General features: G+C 67.2%; 17 protein-coding genes. 8 read left to right on the top strand and 9 right to left on the bottom strand.

All coding sequences use genetic code 11. From position 1 onward, the window contains the following. The first annotated feature begins 51 nt into the window (after positions 1–51). Both FV229_RS03895 and FV229_RS03890 read left to right on the top strand, forming a co-directional pair. Entirely contained in the window at positions 52–1,251 is a 1,200-nt protein-coding gene (locus tag FV229_RS03895; RefSeq protein ID WP_246685512.1) for an MFS transporter, read from the top strand. A gap of 312 nt (positions 1,252–1,563) precedes the next feature. After that, the gene (locus tag FV229_RS03890; protein ID WP_147750691.1) at positions 1,564–3,330 is read left to right on the top strand and encodes an ABC transporter ATP-binding protein; all 1,767 of its coding nucleotides are present in this window, start codon (positions 1,564–1,566) and stop codon (positions 3,328–3,330) included. A gap of 197 nt (positions 3,331–3,527) precedes the next feature. On the opposite strand, the gene FV229_RS03885 is transcribed toward FV229_RS03890, so the two are convergent. The 3 genes from FV229_RS03885 to FV229_RS03875 all read right to left on the bottom strand — a co-directional run bounded on the left by FV229_RS03885 (position 3,528) and on the right by FV229_RS03875 (position 6,607). Next, positions 3,528–4,208, bottom strand: coding sequence for a glutathione S-transferase N-terminal domain-containing protein (locus FV229_RS03885; protein WP_147750680.1), 681 nt, complete (start codon positions 4,206–4,208; stop codon positions 3,528–3,530). Between the two features lie 93 nt (positions 4,209–4,301). Beyond that, complete coding sequence (locus FV229_RS03880; RefSeq protein ID WP_246688037.1) at positions 4,302–5,759, bottom strand: M48 family metalloprotease; 1,458 nt, start codon at positions 5,757–5,759, stop codon at positions 4,302–4,304. Between the two features lie 38 nt (positions 5,760–5,797). After that, positions 5,798–6,607, bottom strand: a complete 810-nt coding sequence (locus FV229_RS03875; RefSeq protein ID WP_246688036.1) for a pentapeptide repeat-containing protein — start codon at positions 6,605–6,607, stop codon at positions 5,798–5,800. 602 nt (positions 6,608–7,209) lie between these two features. Between FV229_RS03875 and FV229_RS03870 the strand changes: the two genes are divergently transcribed. The 6 genes from FV229_RS03870 to FV229_RS03845 all read left to right on the top strand — a co-directional run bounded on the left by FV229_RS03870 (position 7,210) and on the right by FV229_RS03845 (position 11,933). Then, the gene (locus FV229_RS03870) at positions 7,210–8,994 is read left to right on the top strand and encodes a site-specific integrase (RefSeq protein WP_147750677.1); all 1,785 of its coding nucleotides are present in this window, start codon (positions 7,210–7,212) and stop codon (positions 8,992–8,994) included. A gap of 41 nt (positions 8,995–9,035) precedes the next feature. Further along, positions 9,036–9,905, top strand: a complete 870-nt coding sequence (locus tag FV229_RS03865) for a DUF4336 domain-containing protein (protein ID WP_246688035.1) — start codon at positions 9,036–9,038, stop codon at positions 9,903–9,905. A 289-nt stretch (positions 9,906–10,194) separates the two neighbouring features. Next, on the top strand, positions 10,195–10,416 hold the full coding sequence (locus FV229_RS03860) for a hypothetical protein (RefSeq protein ID WP_147750676.1): 222 nt from the start codon (positions 10,195–10,197) through the stop codon (positions 10,414–10,416). Positions 10,417–10,587: 171 nt separating this feature from the next. Continuing rightward, complete coding sequence (locus FV229_RS03855) at positions 10,588–11,352, top strand: hemerythrin domain-containing protein (protein ID WP_147750689.1); 765 nt, start codon at positions 10,588–10,590, stop codon at positions 11,350–11,352. 111 nt (positions 11,353–11,463) lie between these two features. Then, positions 11,464–11,658, top strand: coding sequence for a NepR family anti-sigma factor (locus FV229_RS03850; protein ID WP_147750675.1), 195 nt, complete (start codon positions 11,464–11,466; stop codon positions 11,656–11,658). Between the two features lie 80 nt (positions 11,659–11,738). After that, on the top strand, positions 11,739–11,933 hold the full coding sequence (locus FV229_RS03845) for a hypothetical protein (RefSeq protein ID WP_147750674.1): 195 nt from the start codon (positions 11,739–11,741) through the stop codon (positions 11,931–11,933). A gap of 43 nt (positions 11,934–11,976) precedes the next feature. Here FV229_RS03845 and FV229_RS03840 read toward each other — a convergent pair whose 3' ends face one another. The 6 genes from FV229_RS03840 to FV229_RS03815 all read right to left on the bottom strand — a co-directional run bounded on the left by FV229_RS03840 (position 11,977) and on the right by FV229_RS03815 (position 19,668). Further along, on the bottom strand, positions 11,977–13,293 hold the full coding sequence (locus tag FV229_RS03840; RefSeq protein WP_147750673.1) for an ATP-binding protein: 1,317 nt from the start codon (positions 13,291–13,293) through the stop codon (positions 11,977–11,979). Positions 13,294–13,476: 183 nt separating this feature from the next. Beyond that, entirely contained in the window at positions 13,477–13,707 is a 231-nt protein-coding gene (locus FV229_RS03835) for a hypothetical protein (protein ID WP_147750672.1), read from the bottom strand. Between the two features lie 24 nt (positions 13,708–13,731). Continuing rightward, positions 13,732–16,125, bottom strand: coding sequence for a glycoside hydrolase family 104 protein (locus FV229_RS03830; RefSeq protein ID WP_147750671.1), 2,394 nt, complete (start codon positions 16,123–16,125; stop codon positions 13,732–13,734). 684 nt (positions 16,126–16,809) lie between these two features. Beyond that, positions 16,810–18,189, bottom strand: coding sequence for a hypothetical protein (locus tag FV229_RS03825; protein ID WP_147750670.1), 1,380 nt, complete (start codon positions 18,187–18,189; stop codon positions 16,810–16,812). Beyond that, positions 18,173–18,784 (bottom strand): hypothetical protein, encoded by a 612-nt coding sequence (locus tag FV229_RS03820; RefSeq protein WP_147750669.1) that lies wholly within the window; start codon positions 18,782–18,784, stop codon positions 18,173–18,175. Before FV229_RS03820 ends, FV229_RS03825 begins: the two co-directional genes overlap by 17 nt. Before the next feature lie 149 nt (positions 18,785–18,933). Next, positions 18,934–19,668: a hypothetical protein gene (locus tag FV229_RS03815; RefSeq protein ID WP_147750668.1), complete on the bottom strand. Its 735-nt coding sequence runs from the start codon at positions 19,666–19,668 to the stop codon at positions 18,934–18,936. Positions 19,669–19,768 lie beyond the last annotated feature (100 nt).

Genomic DNA, 19,768 nt, shown 5'->3' with positions numbered 1-19,768 from the left:
CTGCGCGAGGCGGCCGTCGAGCCGGCGCCCGCGGCGTCCGGTGCGGACGGCCTGTCGCGGGCGAGCCGGCGCGGCCTTGACCTCTTCGCCTTCTTCGTCGCCAACCTGCAGACCGGGTTCGGGCCGTTTCTGGCGGTGTACTTCACGCAATCGAAGTGGACCCAGTCCGACATCGGCTTCGCGCTCACCGTCGGCAGCCTCGTCAGCCTGCTCGGCCAGGTGCCCGGCGGCGCCTTCGTCGACGCGATGCGCTCGAAGCGCTTCGCCGCCGGCGTCTCGGTGGCTGCGATCTCGGCGAGCGCGCTGGCACTAGCCCTGTGGCCGAACTTCCTGATCGTCCTTTTGGCGATGGCGGTTCATTCCGCGGCGAGCTGCATTCTGACGCCCGCGATCGCCGCGATCAGCATCGGCCTCGTCGGCCATGCCCGTGCCGGCGAGCGCCTCGGGCGCAACGCCAGCTTCCAGGCGATGGGCAACGCGGTGGCGGCTGCCGGCATGGGCGCCTGCGGGTACTACCTGTCGAACGACGCGGTGTTCTATCTCACCGCCGCCCTGGTGGTGCCGACGATCATGGCGCTCTCCGCCATCCGTGCCGAGGAGATCGATGCCGGCGTGCGCACGCAGGAACCCGAGGCACGCCCCGCGGACGCCGCATCCGGCGGCGTGCGGGCGCTGCTCACCAACCGCGCGCTTCTCAGCTTCGCCGCCTGCATGACGCTGTTCTTCCTGGCCAACGCCGCGATGCTGCCGCTCGTCGGCAGCGTGCTGACCCTGCGGGCGAGCGAGACCGCGACCGCGCTGGTGGCCGCCTGCATCATGGTCCCGCAGGCGGTGCTGGCGGTGCTGGCCCCCGCCGTCGGCCGCGCGGCCGAGCGCTTCGGCCGCTACCCGGTGCTGCTCGCGGGCTTCGCCGCGCTTCCCATTCGCGGCCTGCTCTTCGCCTACACAGACAACCCGTACCTGCTGGTGGCGATCCAGGTGTTCGACGGCGTCTCGGCCGCGGTTCTCGGGGTCATGGTGCCGCTCGTGGTCTCCGACCTCACCCGCGGCACCGGCCGCTTCAACCTCGCATTGGGCGCCGTCGGCACCGCCATGGGGATCGGCGCCGCGCTCTCGACCTCGCTCGCGGGGATCCTCGCCGACCGGCTCGGCAGCCACACCGCCTTCCTCGGGCTCGCAGTGGTGGGCGCAGCCGCCTTCGCGCTGGTGGCGCTGATCATGCCCGAGACCCGGCGCGAGGCGGCGCGATGAGGGTCGATGCGTGGGGCGCAACGGCGTCCGGCACCGGATTCGCATGCCGGTCAAACGCCGTTCAGGTTCGCGGGATAAAAGCGCGGCGTAGGATGGGGCTCACGCAACGGTCGACGAGGCTGTTGCGTTGCCCCGCCGGCGCTGATTTTTATTCGCGTCTCGTCGCCGTGCCGTCCGCCAACGCGTACACCGTGTCGCCCGCCCCTCCGTTCGCACCCTTCTCCATTGCTTCGTTCGCACGCTTGTCCGCCCCTTCGCCCCTCCCCGTTCCGCCGGCCCTCCGCGTCGCCTGAAATCGAGATGCTCATCGCGATGGAAGACCTCTGCCAATACGCCGACCGGCCCTTCGCCTTCGTCGGCCGCTACCTCCGGCGCCGGGCCCTGCCGCACGCCGTGATCTTGGTCGCGGTGCTCGGCGCCGTCGGGTTCTCGGTCTCGACCGACTACGCGCTGAAGGGCGTCGTCGACGCGCTGAGCAAGGGACCCGACGCGCACCTGATCTGGGGGGCGCTCGCGATCCTCATCGCCTTCATCGCCGCCGACAACATGCTCTGGCGCGTGGCCTCGCTCGTCGGGTCCTTCACCTTCGTCGGCGTCACCGGCGACATCCGCCGCGACCTGTTCCGGCACATGACCGGGCATTCGCCGAGCTTCTTCGCCGACCGGCAGCCGGGTACCCTGGCCTCGCGCATCACCGCGACCTCGAACGCGATCTTCACGGTCGAGAACATGTTCGTGTTCAACGTGATGCCGCCCTGCGTCGCGGCCTTCGGCTCGATCCTCTACATCGGCAGCGTCAACCTCACGATGGCGCTCGTGCTGGCCGGCATCTTCGCCGCCGTCGTGGTGCTGATGTTCAAGATGGCGGCGGCCGGAAAGCCGCTGCACCACGACTTCGCCTCCAAGGCCGCCAGCGTCGACGGCGAGATGGTGGACCTCGTCGGCAACATGCCGCTCGTCCGCGCCTTCTCGGCGTTCAAGCGCGAGGGCGTGCGCTTCGAGGGCACCATCGCCAAGGAGATGCGCGCACGCCGCTCCTCGCTGCTCTACCTCGAGAAGCTCCGGATCGTGCACGCGATCCTCACCGTGCTCGCGGTGCTCGGCCTGCTCTACTGGGCGATCACCATGTGGGAGGCGGGCCAAGCGACCAACGGCCAGGTGGTGCTCGTCTGCACCCTCGGCATCCGCATCCTCGCCGCCACCCGCGACCTCGCCGTGGCGCTGGTCGACGCGACACAGCACACCGCCCGCCTCTCGGAGGCGCTGCACACCCTGCTGCAGCCGCACGACCTGATCGACCATCCCGAGGCCGTGCCGCTCTCAGGGTCCGGCGCGCGCATCGAGTTCCAGCACGTCGCCTTCGCCTACCCGGACGGGCGCTCGGTCTTCACCGACTTCGACCTCGTGCTCGAGCCCGGCCAGCGCGTCGGCCTCGTCGGCAAGTCGGGCGGCGGCAAGTCGACCCTGTTCTCGCTGATCCAGCGCTTCTACGAGGCCAAGGGCGGCAAGATCCTGATCAACGGGCACGACATCGACCGGGTGACGCAGGAATCCCTGCGCGAGGCGATCACGGTCGTGCCGCAGGACGTGTCGATGTTCCACCGCACGCTTCGCGAGAACATCCGCTACGGCCGGCCGGAAGCCTCGGACGAGGACGTGTGGAAGGCGGCCGACGCCGCCCACTGCACCGACTTCATCAACGCCCTACCGGAGGGGTTCGACACCATCGTCGGCGACCGCGGCGTCAAGCTCTCTGGCGGCCAGCGCCAGCGCATCGCGATCGCCCGCGCCATCCTCAAGGACTCGCCGATCCTGCTCCTCGACGAGGCGACCTCGGCGCTCGACGCCGAATCGGAGGAGGCGATCCGCCACGCGCTCGCCAACCTGATGAAGGGCCGCACCGTCATCGCCATCGCGCACCGGCTCTCGACCCTCAAGGACTTCGACCGGATCGTGGTGCTTGAGGGTGGTCGCATCATCCAGGACGGCTCGCCGGACAAGCTCACCCACCTCGACGGGTTCTATCGCGAGCTGATGAAGAAGGAATCGATGTCGATGGGCGCGTTGGTGGCGGCGTAGCCCCGTCACCCCGTCGCCCGTCGGGGCGCATCGATCAGACGAGCCCATTCACCCCGCGACCTCATCCTGAGGCGCCGCAGCGAAGCGAAGGCCTCGAAGGAGCCTTCCAGACTTCACCGCGATCCCTGGCCCCCTCCTTCGAGGCCCGCCGGGGCGGGCACCTCAGGATGAGGGCGAGGTCAGGATAAGGTTTTTCCTCAGATCACCTTCATCGACCGGAACATGAAGCGCCGGGCCTCGTCGTCGAGTTCGGCCTTGAACGCGTGGCGGCCCTTGAGGCTTTCCGCCTTCTGCGCAGCGGGGCGGGCGCTTACCGTGTCGAGCAGCCGTTTCACGTTGGGGAATTCGAGGATCGCGTCCTCGCCGAGGATGAAGGGCAGCATCCGCGCCCAGCCCCACACCGCCATGTCGACGATGCCGTACTCGGCCAGCACGAAGCTGCGGCCGGAAAGATGCGCGTCGAGTACGCTCCAATGGCGCCGCGCCTCGAACACGTAGCGCTCGGCGGCGTAGCCCGTCCGCTCGGCCTCGGGGGCGAAGTGACGGAAGTGCACGCACTGGCCCGAGAACGGCCCGATGCCGGTGGCGACGAACATCAGCCACGACAGCATCTCGCCCCGCGCCGCCTCGCCGTGTGGCAGGAAAGCCCCGGCCTTCTCGGCCAGATGCAGCAGGATCGCGTTCGAATCGAACACCGTCGCGTCGCCGTCGACGATCGCGGGCACTTTCGCGTTCGGGTTGATCGCGGCGTAGGTCTCCGCGAACTGCTCGCCCCGGCGGGTGTCGACCGGAATCGGTTCGTAGGCGAGGCCGGTCTCCTCCAGGCAGAGGGCGACCTTCATCGGGTTCGGCGAGAGGTTGTAGTAGAAGCGGATCATGGCGTGCGCGTCCTGCATGTGGCCCCGACCGGGGCTTCGCGCGAAGGGCGTATCGGTTGCAAGGCCTCGACGCCCCGATCGGCGCGCGCCCGCCTACTCCACCACCACCTTGTAGCTCTGGCCCGGTTTCAGCGGCACCCCGCGCTCGAGGCCGTTGAGCACCAGGAACCGATCCAGCGCCCTGTCGGGCACCGCCATGCGGCGGGCGAGGTCCTCGGCGCTCGAAGACGCGGCGGCGACGACCTGCAGGCGCAGGGGCTTCAGCGAGGCGGTCTCGGCTGCGGAGACCGAAGCGAGGCTCGCGGTCCAGCGGCGGAAGGCCGGGTCGGGGTCGGTCGCGCCTTTGGCCGCCATGATCAGGCGGAAGGTGGTCTCGCCGACGCGGATCGCGGCGAGCCGGAAGGTCCAGTCCTTGCCACGCGACAGGGCGGTCGCCGCCGGGTGGCCGGCGATCGGCGCCACCTCGATCGAGGCCGGGTCGATCGCGTCGTTCCACGTCGCCTTGAGGATGGCGTCGAGGCCCTGGCCGTCCTTGGCCTCGACCTGGTCGAACAGCAGGCGCCGGCTGCCCTCGTTGGTGGTGCCGAGCACCGCGTTGCGGGTGTTCTCGATCGAGAAGCCGTCCGGAACCTCGAAGGCGATGCCGAGGCTCGGATGCACGAAGCGGTGCCCGCGCACCGCGCCCTCGCCGGGGTTGTCGCCGTAGGCGAGACCGTCGACCGCCGCGAGGTAGACGGCCCGGTCGTCGACGCCGATGCCGGGCGCGCCGGTGCGCCGCGCGGCGCGGGTGACGAGGCCGATGCGCTCGGTGGTGCCCGGATGGGTCGCGAGCATGTCGGGCTCGGCCGCGGTGCCGCCGCCGGCCTTCAGCGCCAGCGTCCGGTTGAGCGCCGTGAGGAAGCGGCCGGCGCCGTAGGGGTCGTAGCCGGCCTTCGCCAGCGTGCGCACACCGGCGGCGTCGGCCTCCAGCTCCTGCTCGCGGGAGAAGCGGGCGAGGGCGAAGCGCGACTGGCTCTGCAGCTGCGCGCCGGTGGCGGGATCGTTCAGCACGTCGGCGACCACGCGGCTGACGAGCTGCGAGCGCAGCTCGAGTTCGGTCCGCGCGGTCGCGTGGTTCAGCGTCACGTGCGCGATCTCGTGGGCGAGCACCGCCGCGATCTCCGAGGTGTCGCTCGCCAGCGCCACCAGGCCGCGGGTGACGTAGAGGCGGCCGCTCGGCAGGGCGAAGGCGTTGACCACGGGCGAATCGAGCAGCGTCACCACGTAGGTCTGGTCGGGCCGGTCGCTCGCCGCGACGAGGCGGTCGGTCACCTCGGTGAGCAGGCGCAGGATCGCGGGCGCACGGTATTCCCCGCCGAAGGAGGCGACGAGCTTGGTGTGGTCGGCATCGGTGACGTTGGCCGGGCGGCCGGTGGTGCGCGGCGCCTCCGGGGGCACGGCGACGACGGCAGGGACCAGCACCGAGCCGGTCTGCTCGCCGGCGCAGGCCGAGAGCGCGAGTAGCAGCGCGAGCGCCAGCGGCCGGCGCGCCGCCGCTCCGCCCCGCCGCATCTCCGTTCTGCCCTGCGTCCTGCCGTCCATCATGCCGTTCAGCGCCGCAGCGCCCGCTCCCCGTCCACGCCGGCGACCGCCGTCGGCGCCTCCAGCACTTCGATCGTCTCCGGCACCGCGACCTCGAGGGTCGGCCCGCGACGGATCTCGACGACCCCGCGCACCCGCACCCGCGCATCCTTGAGCCGATCCGCACTCAAACCATGTTCGCGCATCCTGCGCCAAGTGCGTTTCGACACTGTGACCGTGAGCCCGTCCTCGCCCCGCCCCGCGAAGTCGAGGTAGCTCCGGCTCGGGCGTTCGCCGACGTGGCGGATCGTGCCCTGGACCACCGCGAACCGGCCCGCCACCGCCCGCAGGGCCGCACCGTCCCCGGCCTCGATCGGCGGACGGCGCCAGAGCCCGAGCCCGGCACGCCGCGCGGTCTCCTCGACCGCGAGCAGTCCCGGGCGGCATAGGGCGTCGCCCTCGCCGGCGTCCACCAAACCCAACCCCGCGCCGACGAGGTCGCCGGCGAGGTCGATCCCGTCATCCTCCGCCACCGCGTCGATCCGCACGCGTCCCCAGCGGTCGGCCTCGCCGCGGGCGACGACGGTGAGCGTGCCGCCGCGCCGAGCCGTCAGCCGGTCGGCCGCGGCTTTGGCGACCTCCGGGTCGTCGGGCCAGCGCAGGGACCCGAGCACCGCACGGGCGCCGGAGGCAAGCACGAGCTCGCCGCGGGGCTCGACCGCGGACAGGGCGTCGGCCCGCGCCGCCCCCGCGACGCATTCGCCAGCCCCGGATCGCGGTGCCGCCGAGGCGCAGGAGCGGGCGCCGAGGATCGTGGCGCAGGCCACGCCCACGAGCATCCGCCCCGTCCTTCCCATCGCCCCGCCTCCCGCGCCCCAATCGGAACACCGCGAATCCCTAAGGACAGCATGCCCCGGATCGGGCCGCTCCGCCCAGCGCAGGCCGGCAACAGGTCTGCCGCCATGGCCGCTTTGGGTTCCGGGTGGACTCGCGCTGCGACGATGGTACAAACGATCGGTACGTCTCCGTAGCTCAGCTGGACAGAGCACAGGTTTCCTAAACGCAAATTGGGCGCCGCATCGGGAAACCGCGCGGCGGATCCGCTCAAATTCGGGGAACGCTTCCGGTCCCGGCGATTCAGGTCGCCGGAACCCTGCCGATCCCGAGCCAAGCCCGCGCAGTGCCATGCACGGGAAGGTGTAGAGACTAGACGGGCGGCACCTAAGGGCGCCTTCGGGCGCCTACGGCGAAGGGATAGTCCAGGCCACGAACGCGGGCACCCGCCCGCGGCGGCGAAAGCCGAAGTGGTATGAAACCTGGGGTCGCAGGTTCGAGCCCTGCCGGGGACGCCACAGCCATCTAAGGCCTTGATTGGCCTGAAACTCTGCCGATATCAGTGCCTTAGCAGACGCCGGTCCTACACTCCGGTGATGCAAACGCCATGGCCCTGATGTCGTATCTCGTCCGCGACCGCCACTGCACCTACTACTTCCGCCGGCCCATCCCCGTGGCCTTGCGCCCCTTCATGCCCGCCCCGTGGACCGGCAAGACGGCGTGGACGAAGAGCCTAAAGACCAAGCTCCCGGCAGCCGCCAAGCAGGCGGGGGCGCGGGCCTTGCGGGACTGCATGGCGGACTTCGAGGCGGCGGAGCGAGCCCAGCGTGGCGAAGCACTGCCCCCTCCCCCGCATCGCTCCCTGATGCCGCTGCTAGAGGAAATCGAGCGGGACGTGCTCGCGAGCCTGCTTGCTGACGACGAGGCGGAGCGGCTTCACGGGGATGCTCGGCGGCACCATCAGACAGCTGAGGAGCGGCGACAGTGGCCGGACCTCGATGCTGTTCCGCACGGCCGGCGCGGGATCGGAGAGGACTACGCGCACGTCCTTGGGCTGGAGCTACAGGAGGAGCTGGCGCGATACCGCATTGCGCTCTCCCGGTCTGAGCCGGCGGCGGTGGATGCGGAAACCCGCGCGTACCTTAGGGGGAAAAACGTACCGATAGACCCGGCCTCGGAGGAGTACCACGAGGCCGGCCTAGCGGTCCTCAAGGCCCACGTCCGCGGCTACGGTCTGAGGCTGGAGCGCCAACGCGGCGAGGTCGTGCCCACCCCTGCGCCGAGTGCCGGCCAGGGTCCAAAGCTGTCCGAGGCCTATGAGGCTTGGAAGGCGGGGAGCGGGGCCCGGGGCAGCCGGAAGCCGGCCGCGAAGACATTGCTCGAAGCCGACCACGCGGTTCGGCGCCTCACGGAGTGGGTGGGCGATATTCGCATCGGCTCTCTCACCCGCGAGATGGCAAGGACGTTCCGCGATGCCCTGGCGACCATGCCCACCCGGCTCCCGGAGAACCTCCGCCGCCTGCCGCTCCGCGAACTGCTCAAGCGGGACCTCAAGGCCTACCCGGCGGCCCACGCCTCAACGATCAACAAGTCCCTCAACATCCTCTCGGCCATCGTGAGCCACGCCGAGGCGGCCGGGAAGCTCGATGCAGTGCCGGCCTTCCGCAATCCCTTCGGTAAGGGCGCCAAGCTCGTGGTCGAGGAACGGGCGGAGGAGGCAAGGCAGCCGTTCTCCCGCGCCGACCTCGCCCACATCTTCGGGGCGGAGGTCTTCACCAGCGGCAAGCGGCCCATCGGCGGCGGCGGAGAGGCTGCCTTTTGGCTGCCCGTCCTCGCCCTGCTCTCGGGGGCCCGGCAAGGTGAGCTAGCGCAGCTCCGGGTGGCCGACCTCGCGCAGGATGAGGAGACGGGGGTCTGGCACATCGCCATCGGAACGGAGGGCGGCCGGAACATCAAGACGACCTCCTCCCGCCGCAAGGTGCCGCTTCACCCTGCCTTGGAGGGCATCGGCCTTCTCAGCTACCGCCAGAGCTTAGTGGACGCTGGTGCGGGGCCTACGGCTTCCCTATGGCCCGCCATGAACGTGGATCGCGTAGCACAGCCGGCCGGTGCGTGGTCGAAGTGGTTCACCCGGTTCCTGCGAGAGACGGCGGGCATCGAGGACCGCACGAAGGTCTTCCATAGCTTCCGGCATACCTTCAAGCGGATGGCCCGTGATGCGCGGCTCGGTGAGGAAGTGCATGATGCGCTCACTGGGCACACGGGCAGCGGTGGCGTTGGGCGAAGCTACGGGAGCGGCTTCGGGTTGAGGGCCCTGGCGGAGGAGATAGCCCGGATCGAGGCGCCCGAGGCGGTGCGGGGGCTGAGGTGGGACCCGAACGCCCGCCCCTGAGGTTCCCTGAGTCTGGCGGGGAGCGAACAGGAGGGCACGGCGTGACCGACCACATCAGCTACCCGCCGCTCAACACACCAAAGCAGGTTGCCGATGGTGTCTGGATCGTGGACGCCGCGCCGGTTCACGCGGGCGGCATACCGCTGCCCATCCGCATGACGGTGCTCCGGCTGGCAGGAGGTGAGCTGCTTCTGCATTCGCCCATTCCGTACCGACCGAGTCTACAGCGGGCTTTGGAGGCGCTGGGCCGCATCGAGCACTTCGTGGCCCCGAGTGTCGGCCACTGGATGTTCCTTCGCGACTGGCAGGCGGCTTGTCCGAACGCAGTTACCTGGGCGGTGCCGGGGCTCGCGGATCGGGGACAGGTTCGGCGCTCGGGTGTTCGGATCGATGCGGAGCTGACGGACCGGCCGCCTCGCGTCTGGGCGGATGAGATTGACCAAGTGCTGGTCACGGGCCCTGTGTTCAAGGAGGTCTGTCTCTTCCATCGGCCGAGCCGGACACTCCTCCTCACGGACCTCGTCATCAACCTCGAGGGCGACCTCCTACCGGTTGGCCCCCGGACCCTCGCCCGCTTGCTCGGGATTGTCGCGCCAGACGGCAAGGCGCCGCTCTACCTTCGGCTCCTCCTCCGCACGAACCATCGAGCCGCCAAGGAGGCAGCTTGGCGACTCGTCGCGTTCAACCCGGATCGGGTCATCTTCACACATGGGCAATGGTTTAACCGCGACGCTACGAGGCAGCTACGGCGCTCGCTTTCGTGGCTGCTTGGGACGACAGGACTAGAACGACGGCTTCCCGAGTTCAGCGGATCGCATGTTGCCCCGCCGCGAACTTCTACCCTGCTGGTAGGCGCGGCTTTGGTGAGCGTGCTTGTAGTGTTCGTCGTTGGCAGACGACGGCGGCGCTAGGCGTGGGCATATTGGTAGCAGCGGAGTTGGGCGGGGAGGTATCAGAGTGGCTTCGGTTTGCACGCCAAGACGGAGGAGCTGGCCAGGATCGAAGTGCCCGAGGCGCTGAGGGGTCTGGAGATGGGAGGCGTCCTACCAGCCTTCGGCACTGGAGGAGGCAGCCCTTCGAGGGAACCCGCTAACGCTTTGAGCCCGCTCTCTCACGGAGGGCCTTCCTGGCATGAGACGTGCTCTATAATGCTTTGATTGCCGGTTATCCCGAGGCGGCAATTCGCCGGCCGGAAGTATCATGCGCTATCAGCAAATCGTCCCCGGCCCGGCTACGTTGACGGTATGGCCCAGCGACGTGAGCATCAAAGCCGCGGAGCCGAGGGAGTTACCCAGCCTCCGAGAGGCGCTGGATGAAGCCCTCAAGGCGCTCAACGAAGGCACCGGGACGCCTTGGGTCACCACGAGTGACGGCCTCATCCTGTCGCCGGCCCATCTCAGGGGCATGCTGCATTCGGCTTGAAGTTCCGAACGGTCCTGCCGGTAATGCGCTTTATTCAGCCGGGCCCTCCCCGGAAGTGTCTGCCATCCGTAAACGCCGACGCAATTCGGTAAAGTCCAGCCGCGAAGAACCACGCCGAGGAACAGCCTGAGAGCGAGACGGTTAGGAGGTACAACTTAGGGAGTACCGCTTATGGATGTCTGGCAGCTCATCGGACGCGACCACGCGAACATCGAGCATCTCATCCATGAGGCACCGAGGGCCTTGAACGGACCCGGTGTCGTGCGAAGCCGCGAGACGCTCCTCGGCGAGCTGATTGACGAGCTGGAGGCACACGCCTCCGCCATCGAATACAGCCTGTATGGCCCCCTCGCGCAGCGGCCTGAGACGAGCCAGCTCGCTGCCGAGCTGTATGCCGGGCATAGGGAGTTCATGCGGCAGCTTAACGGGCTGACACGGTATCGCCGGAAGGGCTCCGAAGGCTGGCTCGATACCTTCGAGGATGTGACCTTCCTCGTTGACCAGCACCTTCACCGACTCAAGCGCGAACTGCTACCCGCGGCTCAGAAGGCCCTCTCGGCGGACGAGGTCCGGGATGCGACTCGCATATTTATCAGGGCCAAGACGCGGGCCATAAAGGGGCGCCGTCCCAATCGATTTGGCGAGCTTGTGTCAAGTGAGATGGGACTTGGCGTTATCGTCGGCACTGCTGTAGCCGGCCTCGGGTACCTGCTCTGGCAGGGTGGCTATCTCGGCAGGTCTAGCAGCCGCTCACGGTCGGGCAGTCACTTGGCGTCGAACGGTGGGCAGAGGGGCACCAACCCGGCCACGGCATCCGTGCCTGCCGGCCACGACACGAGCAGCATCGGGAGGGATCGCCAGGAGCGGTTGCTCGATGATGGGCTTGAGGAGACCTTCCCCGCGAGCGACCCAGTATCGGCTCAGCGGTTCACCTAGCGAGAGGGCAGCGAATCAAGGTTGATGGCGCCCACGGTTTGGTGATCGGCGTCTTGCGAACCCGCCTCAGCTTCCAGCGTTCCTTGCACCTGTCGCGGTGCGGAAAACACGATGAGCAGTGACCGACGCGACGAATCGGATGCGCCTGTCGATAAGTTCACAGCCCCGGTCCTCACGGCAGCGACACGCAAAAGACTTGGTCGAGAGCTTCGCGCTTTGTATGACCCTGTGCTTGACGAGCCGTTAGACTCTCGGCTGGCTGAACTGATGCAGCAGTTAGAGGTGGATCGCGGGGAGCAGCCATGAGCGGGCTTCGCCCATTGTAGTGCTCGCTGGTCGCTCGCCATGCCCCTGCCGCTTCGCGGTCTGAGGAGACCCACCGGACGATGAGGAAAGCGATGGCCACGGCGGTGTTCCTCGCGGTCACCTTCACGCCCACCCTCGCGCTCGCCCGGCGGGTGATCGTTGAGGACGGGACCGCAGGGCGGGACCTCCAAGGCGCGGCGGCCTTCCTCGCGCTGTTCCCCGTGGTGGCCGTGGCGGTGTTCGCGATGGCCCGGTGGGTTGGCTGGCGGGGATGACTATGTGGACCATCCCGACGACGGGGACGCAAGGAAAATGGCATCACGGTTGACTTGCTTGCGCCCTTGCCAAGCCCTCTTGGATCGCTGCTTCGAAGTCGAGTTCCGGTGGCTCTACGCCCTCGATCCCAAAGGAGTGTGCAAGGTCGCTACAAAGTCTCCTCCATAGATCAGTGATCTTATCACGCGTCGGCATCTCAAAATCCGTTACGCGATTATCCTGCTCCAATGCAGAAGCTATGCGAAGGCCGGAATAGCCGTCCACTGTCGGGTACGCTATTTTAGTTCCTCCGGGGAAGCGCCATTCGAAATCGAGAGCAAACTCTAGCTCAGGGCGGCCAATCAGTGCTCTAAAAATCTCAGTTCGCACTATCGTATGCGCAAACACCCAATAAGCTTTGCGGACAGGGAGCGCGAGCCCTTCGATACCCATGCCCTCTCTAACCGCTTGCTTCCACTTGGCCGTAATTTCTAGCAGTCCGTCATAACGAACCGCCTGCACAACCTCTTCAAATTCTTCAGGTATCTCCTTCGATTGGAGCCCTCGCAGCATCGGCCGCCATTGCGGAACGTCGGACGGGCTAAATACCGGCATGGTCGCGTTTTGTGCCGTCAATCTCCGAAGCGTTGGCAGGACCATCTGGTATCTGCGATGCTCGTTTATCTCATCGACGGCAATACGTTCGAGCGGGTATGCCGCTGCTCTAATGCCGCACAGTATGACCGAAACATGCATGTTTCCGTCAAGTTTCATCAGGCCCTCTGGCTGACGAATGACGAAGCGACGGCTTTGCTTGTTCAAAGTTTCAATCAGCAGATCGGTACTTCTGGAGGTTGAAACACACAAGTCTTGAACCTGCCGCATCGACATCGGCTCAGACCTATCTCCGATTCTGTGATAGCACTCACGCTCGTCTCGGTCTCGGTGCGGCGCATTGTGTGAAGCTGGCACTCTGAGCACCACAACACCGTTCTGGCCATCAAGCTCGACGCCAACAGCTTCAAGGGACGTGAGGGCTGGGTCGATGCTCGCGGCTATGCTGGCGCCCAGCCGGTCGGCCAAGTCGCGGCAGGCAGGAATGGGAACAAGTCCTGAGGCACGCTTTTCGCCATCCTCGTCCATGCCAAGGATCAGTGTGCCCCCGGCCGTGTTTGCGAAGGCAATGATTTCCTTCGTGAGGTCGCGCTTGGCGATTTGACCGATTTTACCCGAACCTGCCATCCAGGGATCAGGGTTTCCGTCTCGACCAGACAGAGCCCGCTTAAACTCTAAAGTCCGGTCTTCTTGGGCGCCACGTGCAATAAGGGAGTCCAAATCAAATTTGGTAATTTCGGTCAGCCTCTTCCGAATCATCATCATCTCTCGCCGCGAGCCTGCGCGACCATCCTATATGAGCAAACTGGACTTTACAGTAGCTCGACAACGCTTCCCTGGATTGGACGTGATGCGGCGAAGGAGCCCACCTCCCATCAGTACCGGTTCATTGAAGTGGAGGCGGAGAGATGAGTCCCCGCCTCGTGCTCGTCGTCCACGGTTCTAGCGTTACCCCGGCGGCAGAGCCCGCTTCGCGAAGGGGAGGACGTTCGGACTCAATGCGATGGCCTCCGCATGTCCGAACGCCTCATCCACTAGCCGGGCGGTCTCCGCAGGCACCGGTTCGGCCGGCTTCGGGCGTTGTGCTGCGGCTTTCGCGAAGGCCCGCCCGATGTTGGCCGCCGTCTCTTCGAGCGGCCAAGGGGCGCCACTGTCCTCGGTGGTGGTGGTCTTGCTCATAGTGCTGTTCTCCTCCGCCACCACCTAAAGGTCCTGCCCGTCGCTGGCCCGCTCGGTGTCGGCCTTGCGCCGGAACATGCCGCCGACCCGGCCAGTGATGGCCGAGAGGACCGCCGCCGGGGAGACCGAGCTGCGGTTGAGCCCGTCGCCCGCGTACGCGGAGACCCCCGCCGGCCTGCCGTTCTGGGCCGTGATGTTCGGCAGGCTGGCCCACTCCAGGGCGAGCCGGTTGGCGAAGGCCGCGTCGGTGATCCGCCCAGCCTGCCACTCGGAGTAGCCCCGCCGGTTGAGGAGTTGGAGGGCCATCCGATCCTGCAAGGCGGGCGTGAAGGGCTCGGCGCCCGTGAGACCCATCTCCGTCTTCAAGCCCGCCAGCGTCTGTTTCATGAACTGATACCGCCCGGTGGCGGAGGACGCGGTCCCCCGATTGCCCGACCACGCCATCACCTGATCGAAGGTCATGGCCGAGAGGTCCTTGGTGGAGCGCGTGTTCCCAAAGTAGGCGTTGTAGTTCCCGGCGCTCTCCGGCCCCGCGACGAAGTCGAGGATGCGTGCGGCCTTCGGATCGTCCTTGAGAGCCGCCGACGAGTACCCGCCCTGCGGCTTGACCTTGCCCGCCAGCGCCCGCGTGAACGCTTCTTGTATTAAGCGAACGGTGTTCGGCGCGGGCTGGGCATCCTGCGCCGTCTTGAAGGCCCGCTCGATGTCTCCCCCTGTGCCGGCCGCGGTGGCGCTGGCGGTCTCGATAGGCGTGCCGTCCGGGGCCGCCATGGACTGCTTCCCCGGGACCTTCGACGGCACGATGGCCCCGCCCTGGACGCCCCGTTGGTAGACCTCCTCCATCATCTGCTGGAGGGGCTTCTTCTGCTGGGCCGCCCGTAGCTCCAGGGCCTTCTGCGTCTCTGCTGGCAGCTCGCGATACCAAGAGGCGGCATCAGGGGCCGTGGAGGGCGGCGAGGCCGGAGGAGCGGGCGGCATCGTCTTGGCAGGGCCCGCGGGGTTGTCGAGCCCACCAGACTGCGCGAGCGAGCCGTCCGGGTCGGGGATGCGGGAGGGCACCAGAGGGCGAGTGTCGGGGGCCTTCGGAGCTGGTGCTGGCCCCTTGGCTTCCTCGGGCAACTCCTTGGGCGGAAGGGTCGTGGAGCCGAACGCGTTGGGTCCGCTCAGACCCTCGCGGTTGTAGCCGGTCGGACCCATCGGCTCGTCCTGCTGGATGCGCTTGAGGTACGCGGCGCCAATCTCTTGGGTCGCCTTTTCCTGCTCAATGGGCCCCGCGTTCGGGTTGGCCGTGCGCCACTGCAACATGGCGATCTTGAAGTCCGTCTGAGCCTGGAGACCCTCGGGCGACATGGAGCCGTCATCGAAGAGGATTTTGGAGGTATCCTTCTCCAAGGCCGTGCGCCTCTTGATCGTGTCGAGGACGGTCTTGACGGAGGCGCCCTTGAGCACGTCCCCCGGCCCGGAGCCCTCCTTCGGGGACAGGCTCTCGGCCAGCTTGAAGGCCTTCGTCATGTCCTCGGGGTTCTTGAAGTCCCCGTCCGCGATGGCTCGCTGCACGCGCCGGAGACCACCCCCGTTGAGGATGTCGGTGGTGACCGCGAGCATGGCTTCATTGTCGGAGGTCTGCCCGCCCTTGCCGATGGTGTCGCGCCACCGGATGGCGTTGACCCGGAAGTCGGGGTCCACCTTCTCGCCGCGGGCCAGGAGGTCCTCCGGGAGGGGTGCATTCGGGGCCTTGGTGATGGCGCCGATGAGGGTACGGGTGACCTCGTCCTTCTCCGCCGACTTCGCTTCCTTGCGGGCTCGCTCGTCGTCCGCAATGGACTTCCGGCCCATGGTCTCCAGGGAGTCGATGGCCTTCTGCTTGGCGTCCCGCCCGTAGGGGGTGGCCTCCCAGGTGTAGTCCTTGCCGGGGACCTTCCGCTTGAGGAAGTCGAGTATCTTGGGATCGCGGAGGTTAACCGAAGAGGAGGTCACCCCGTCGATCACAGTCTTGTCGTGGGCCTCGGCGTTCTGCCCGACCTTGAGGGCTGCCGCTCGGTTAGCCTCCAGGGTCTTGAAGGCCCCCTCGTAGTCGGTGCCCTCCTTCCGGGCGAGGCCGGCGGAGTTGGCGTCTTGGATCGCCTGATCGTTCAATGCCCCCGACTGCCGCACGGCATCCGCCATGACAGCCTTCGAGGTGTCTCCGATGTGGCGCTGGAGGTAGTTGGCGGTGAGCTGGTGGACCTTGGGAAGGAGACCCGCCAGTATCTCGGGGTCGTTGGTCTTGATGTTGTCCTTGAGGAACCCCGCCACGAACTGGTCGTAGACCTTCGGGTCGGTGGAGGTCTTCCCCTCGAAGGCATCGTAGGCGGCGGAGAACTTCTGCTCTAGCTGGCTCCCCGCGTTTTCCCCCTCGGCCTTCTTGTAGGCGGCCACGAAGGTCTTACTGGCCTGGGCCGGGATGACCCCGGAGGAGACCCCCTCGGCATAGCCCTGCTGATTGCTGGTGTGAAAGGCGGCTTCACCTCGGAGCTTGTCCGCCTCCTCCGCGTCCTTGTCCCTCTTCTCAACGAAGGACCCGAGGTTGCCCCCGAGGGTGGACAGGGAGCGGGCGAGGTCCTGGAGGCCGGAGTCGCGGGAGGGGGCCTGCGGGGCGACGAAGGTATCGACGGGGGATGCGACTGGGCGGAGGGCCTCGGTTTCCTCAACGGGGCGAAAGGGTGCTCGTGCCATGGGTGTGTCCTGTGTTGGTGCGCGGAGTCGGCTCCCCCTTCACGGTCCTGGGTGCGGACAGCGGGGGCCATTCGGTTGGTTGATGATGCGGTGATGGACGGGGGCTGGTGGCCTCCGATCCCGCTCAGTCTGCGAGGTCCTGGTGCCGGCGCGGGTGGGCGCTCAAGGCATCACGACCGGGGCCGCTAAGTGGATGGCGGCGAGGGTGGCAAAGGGCGCGAGAGCGGTGGGACAGACCCCCGGTCGGCCTCTGCGGAAGGAGAGGAAGGTTTGACTCCTCGCCCTCGTACTCCCGGCGGAACCGCCCTGATCGTGAACGGTGGCTGCGGCCGGGAGGATCGAATGGCTCTACCTAATGACCCCTGGTACCCTTTAGGTGGGAGGTAACTAGTAGAGCGATTTCAATGAGATAGGCAGGCGATGACCGGTGACGGCCTCGGCCGCGTAGCTCATGATGCGCGCAACCTTATCTGCCTTCGAGCGGGCGACCATCAGACCATCGTGCATCGGCAGCGCCGGTACCTTCTGGTCCGCGAGGTCCAAGAGCGCCTTCACGATCACCTGGGACTCGGTGAACATCAGGCTAAGCCCGATGCCCGTCTCGAAGACTGGCGCCAAAGCCGGATGCGCAGCGAGGATCGCGGCCCGGAGTTGCGGCCCCGAGGTGCCTGGAGGAAGCTCGCCGCTGGTGCCCCGTGGGACACGCGTGAGGGGCGTCCGCCGGAACAGCATCGCCAGCACCGCCTTCTTCACCCCCGCCCGCCACGGCTCCCCTGGGAGACCAGGAAGGCCCGCGTAGAGATCGCCGGCCGGAGGCGTGAGACCTCCGCGGAGATACGCGAGCCGCACGAACATCGCGTTGAAGTCCAGGTCCGCGACGGGCTCGCCCTTGATGCGGATGCGATGGCGCTGGTCCTTCGGAAGAGTCTGCCACCAGCCCCCGAATAGGCGACCCCCGAGGTCGAAGCGCTCGGTTCCTTCGGGGTCATCCGGCTGGAGGTTGAAGTGCCGACGAAGGAACGGGAGGCCGGTCGGTGAAGGTTTGCCCTCGTGATCCTGCAAGCTGATGTCGGATGAAGCGAGGAAGGCGTTGATCGCCTCCATCTCCGCCCGGTAACGGTGGGTCTCGTCGGTGTCGGCGTAGTCGATCAGCTCTCGGCTTTCCTCGCGGCCGGCAAAATCGCGTTCCACTCTGCCGAGGTAGATAGTTTCGCGACCCGGCTCCTGGCCGAAATGATGAACGCCGATCTTCGTCTTCCGTAGATCAGCCGCCCAGTCCTCGTTGGTAGAGATTGCGCTGGATATGCCCTTGCGATCAGACCGACGTAGCAGGAGGATTGAGCCGCCATAGCTGGCCAAAAGATCGATAACGCCCGGCAGATTGCCAAAGCCCCTGCGGTCGTAACGCGTGATCTTTTGCTTGGCCGCTCGCAAACTGACCCCTACTTCGGGCGGCTCAATGCCAAGCGCGACGGCGTACGCCAAGTTGGCGAATACGGCCCTCGCGATGGCATCCCGGTTTTGTTTGTCTTTCTCTCGCATGCGCCGGAGGCGAGGCGTGCCAACGTAGGTCCAATGGCCGATGATGTTATCGCCAAGCACCTTCACCATGAGATGACTGCATGTGAGCCACGGGTTAAACATATGCTCATGACGAGCATTATGTGAGTCCCCCGAGCCTTCCGCCGTATCAATCGCTTGCGAGACCACCGCCCCTATCGTCTCCACATCGGCGGCATCCTTCCGCCAGTCAGGCCGTAGCAGCATCGTGCCCTCCCTGTGTCGAGAGGGCGAGCGCCGATTTCAGGTCGAGGACGGCCAGTAGGTGCGCCTCGCGGACATGCTCGCACGCCTCCTCCAGCATCAGCCCGAGGTGCCGCAGCGCCAACCCGGCGGAACGCGGGTAGCGGTCGTAGCGTGACCCTGGCCCGTAGACCACATGCGAGCCGCTCGCCAACCGGAAGACTGCCTTGGCCGCCTGGACGTGCCGGTACTCCGCTGCCTCACTGCCTGGGGAAACGGGGTCTTCCGCGATGGCGGCGCAGACGGCGAGGTAGTTCACCAGGAGCCGCCTCGGTGCGATCCCGGCCCGGCGCAGGCGAGCGAGGGCGGCACGGGCCTTTGCCGGTGGGTCTAGCAGCTCGTTCACGTCCACGATCCGCTCCACGGGCCCCGAGTCCGCCATCAGGCATTCCAGGGCGTGCAGGGCCGCTAACACCCAAATGTCGTTCGGGTGGGCCTTGAGGAAACGCTCGGCGGCCTTGCGGTACGGGTCGAGGACGGCGGCGGAGTATGTCCGCTTCCAATGGCAGCCGTGCCGGTTGGCCCTCTGGCAGCATCGGCGGCAGTACACGAGGGACAAGCCCTTCCCCGCCAAGGCAGCCGGTGGCCGCCCGCATCCAGGAGCGGCGCACACCTGGAGAGAGCCACCGGCCCGATAGGTGGTCCGCTCGCGGAGGGCGACGGTGCCGGGTCGCAAGCCCCGAGCTCTCGCTGTAGCAGCGCGACGGTTCACGCCGCCGCATCCTGGCCAAGGGGAAGCTGACGGAGGAGGTAGTGGGCGAGGTTTAGGAGCGTCGCGAAGTCGTCCGCGCCGATCCCAGCCGGCCGGAGTCCCGGGTGCTCCATCTCAAGCTCTCGCCACCGGTCAACGCTGTCCTGCTTTGCCTCCGAGGTGCCGTAGAGCGCCATCGTCGGCTCGTTGTCCGGGTCCTGCTGATAGGTGCCGAGGTCCTGGCGCAGAGCGCTGCGGAAGTTCGTCGGCTCCTTGGTCTTCCGGTCCGGCGGCGTGTCGGCCGCGAGACGCAAAAGGTAGACCCGGCGCCGCTGACCGTCTGGACGTTCCCCGGTGATGTAGAGGCGGATGTAGTAGTACCCGCCGCCCGGGCCGTGCTCCTCTAACGCCAGACGCCCGCCCGGTGCGCAGAGCAGCATCGCGAACGCCAACAAAGCCGGATCGAAGTCGCGGGTTGTTGGTCCCTCGCCGCGGGGCTTGTCGAACGTCACCCGAACGACGCTGCGGCAGTGGTCTTGGCTAATCTCGGGCCGACCGGCGAAGCCGATCCACCATTCGTCCAGGGCCTCCAGCAAGAGGCTGTCATTCGGCTTATCCGCGTTCAGCGCCGTGGCGGCGAACTTGGTGGCTTGGCTCAACCACACCACGACCTTGGCGAAGGCGGTAGCCGGCGCTCGGGTCCTGCGGAACGGCATCCGGGCAATGACGGGGGAAGGCGATTGAGGGTCCATGGCGCTCCTTCGAGCAGGAAGGCTTCCTGCTACCAACCGATATATGGCGCTTCAAATCCGCAAAACAATCCCTCTTTGATGGGTGGTAACTCTTGCCTGA

Source organism: Methylobacterium sp. WL120, assembly GCF_008039465.1.
Taxonomy (GTDB): Bacteria; Pseudomonadota; Alphaproteobacteria; order Rhizobiales; family Beijerinckiaceae; genus Methylobacterium; species Methylobacterium cerastii.
Note: the sequence above shows the minus strand (reverse complement) of the source record. Positions and strands in the feature narration are given on the sequence as shown.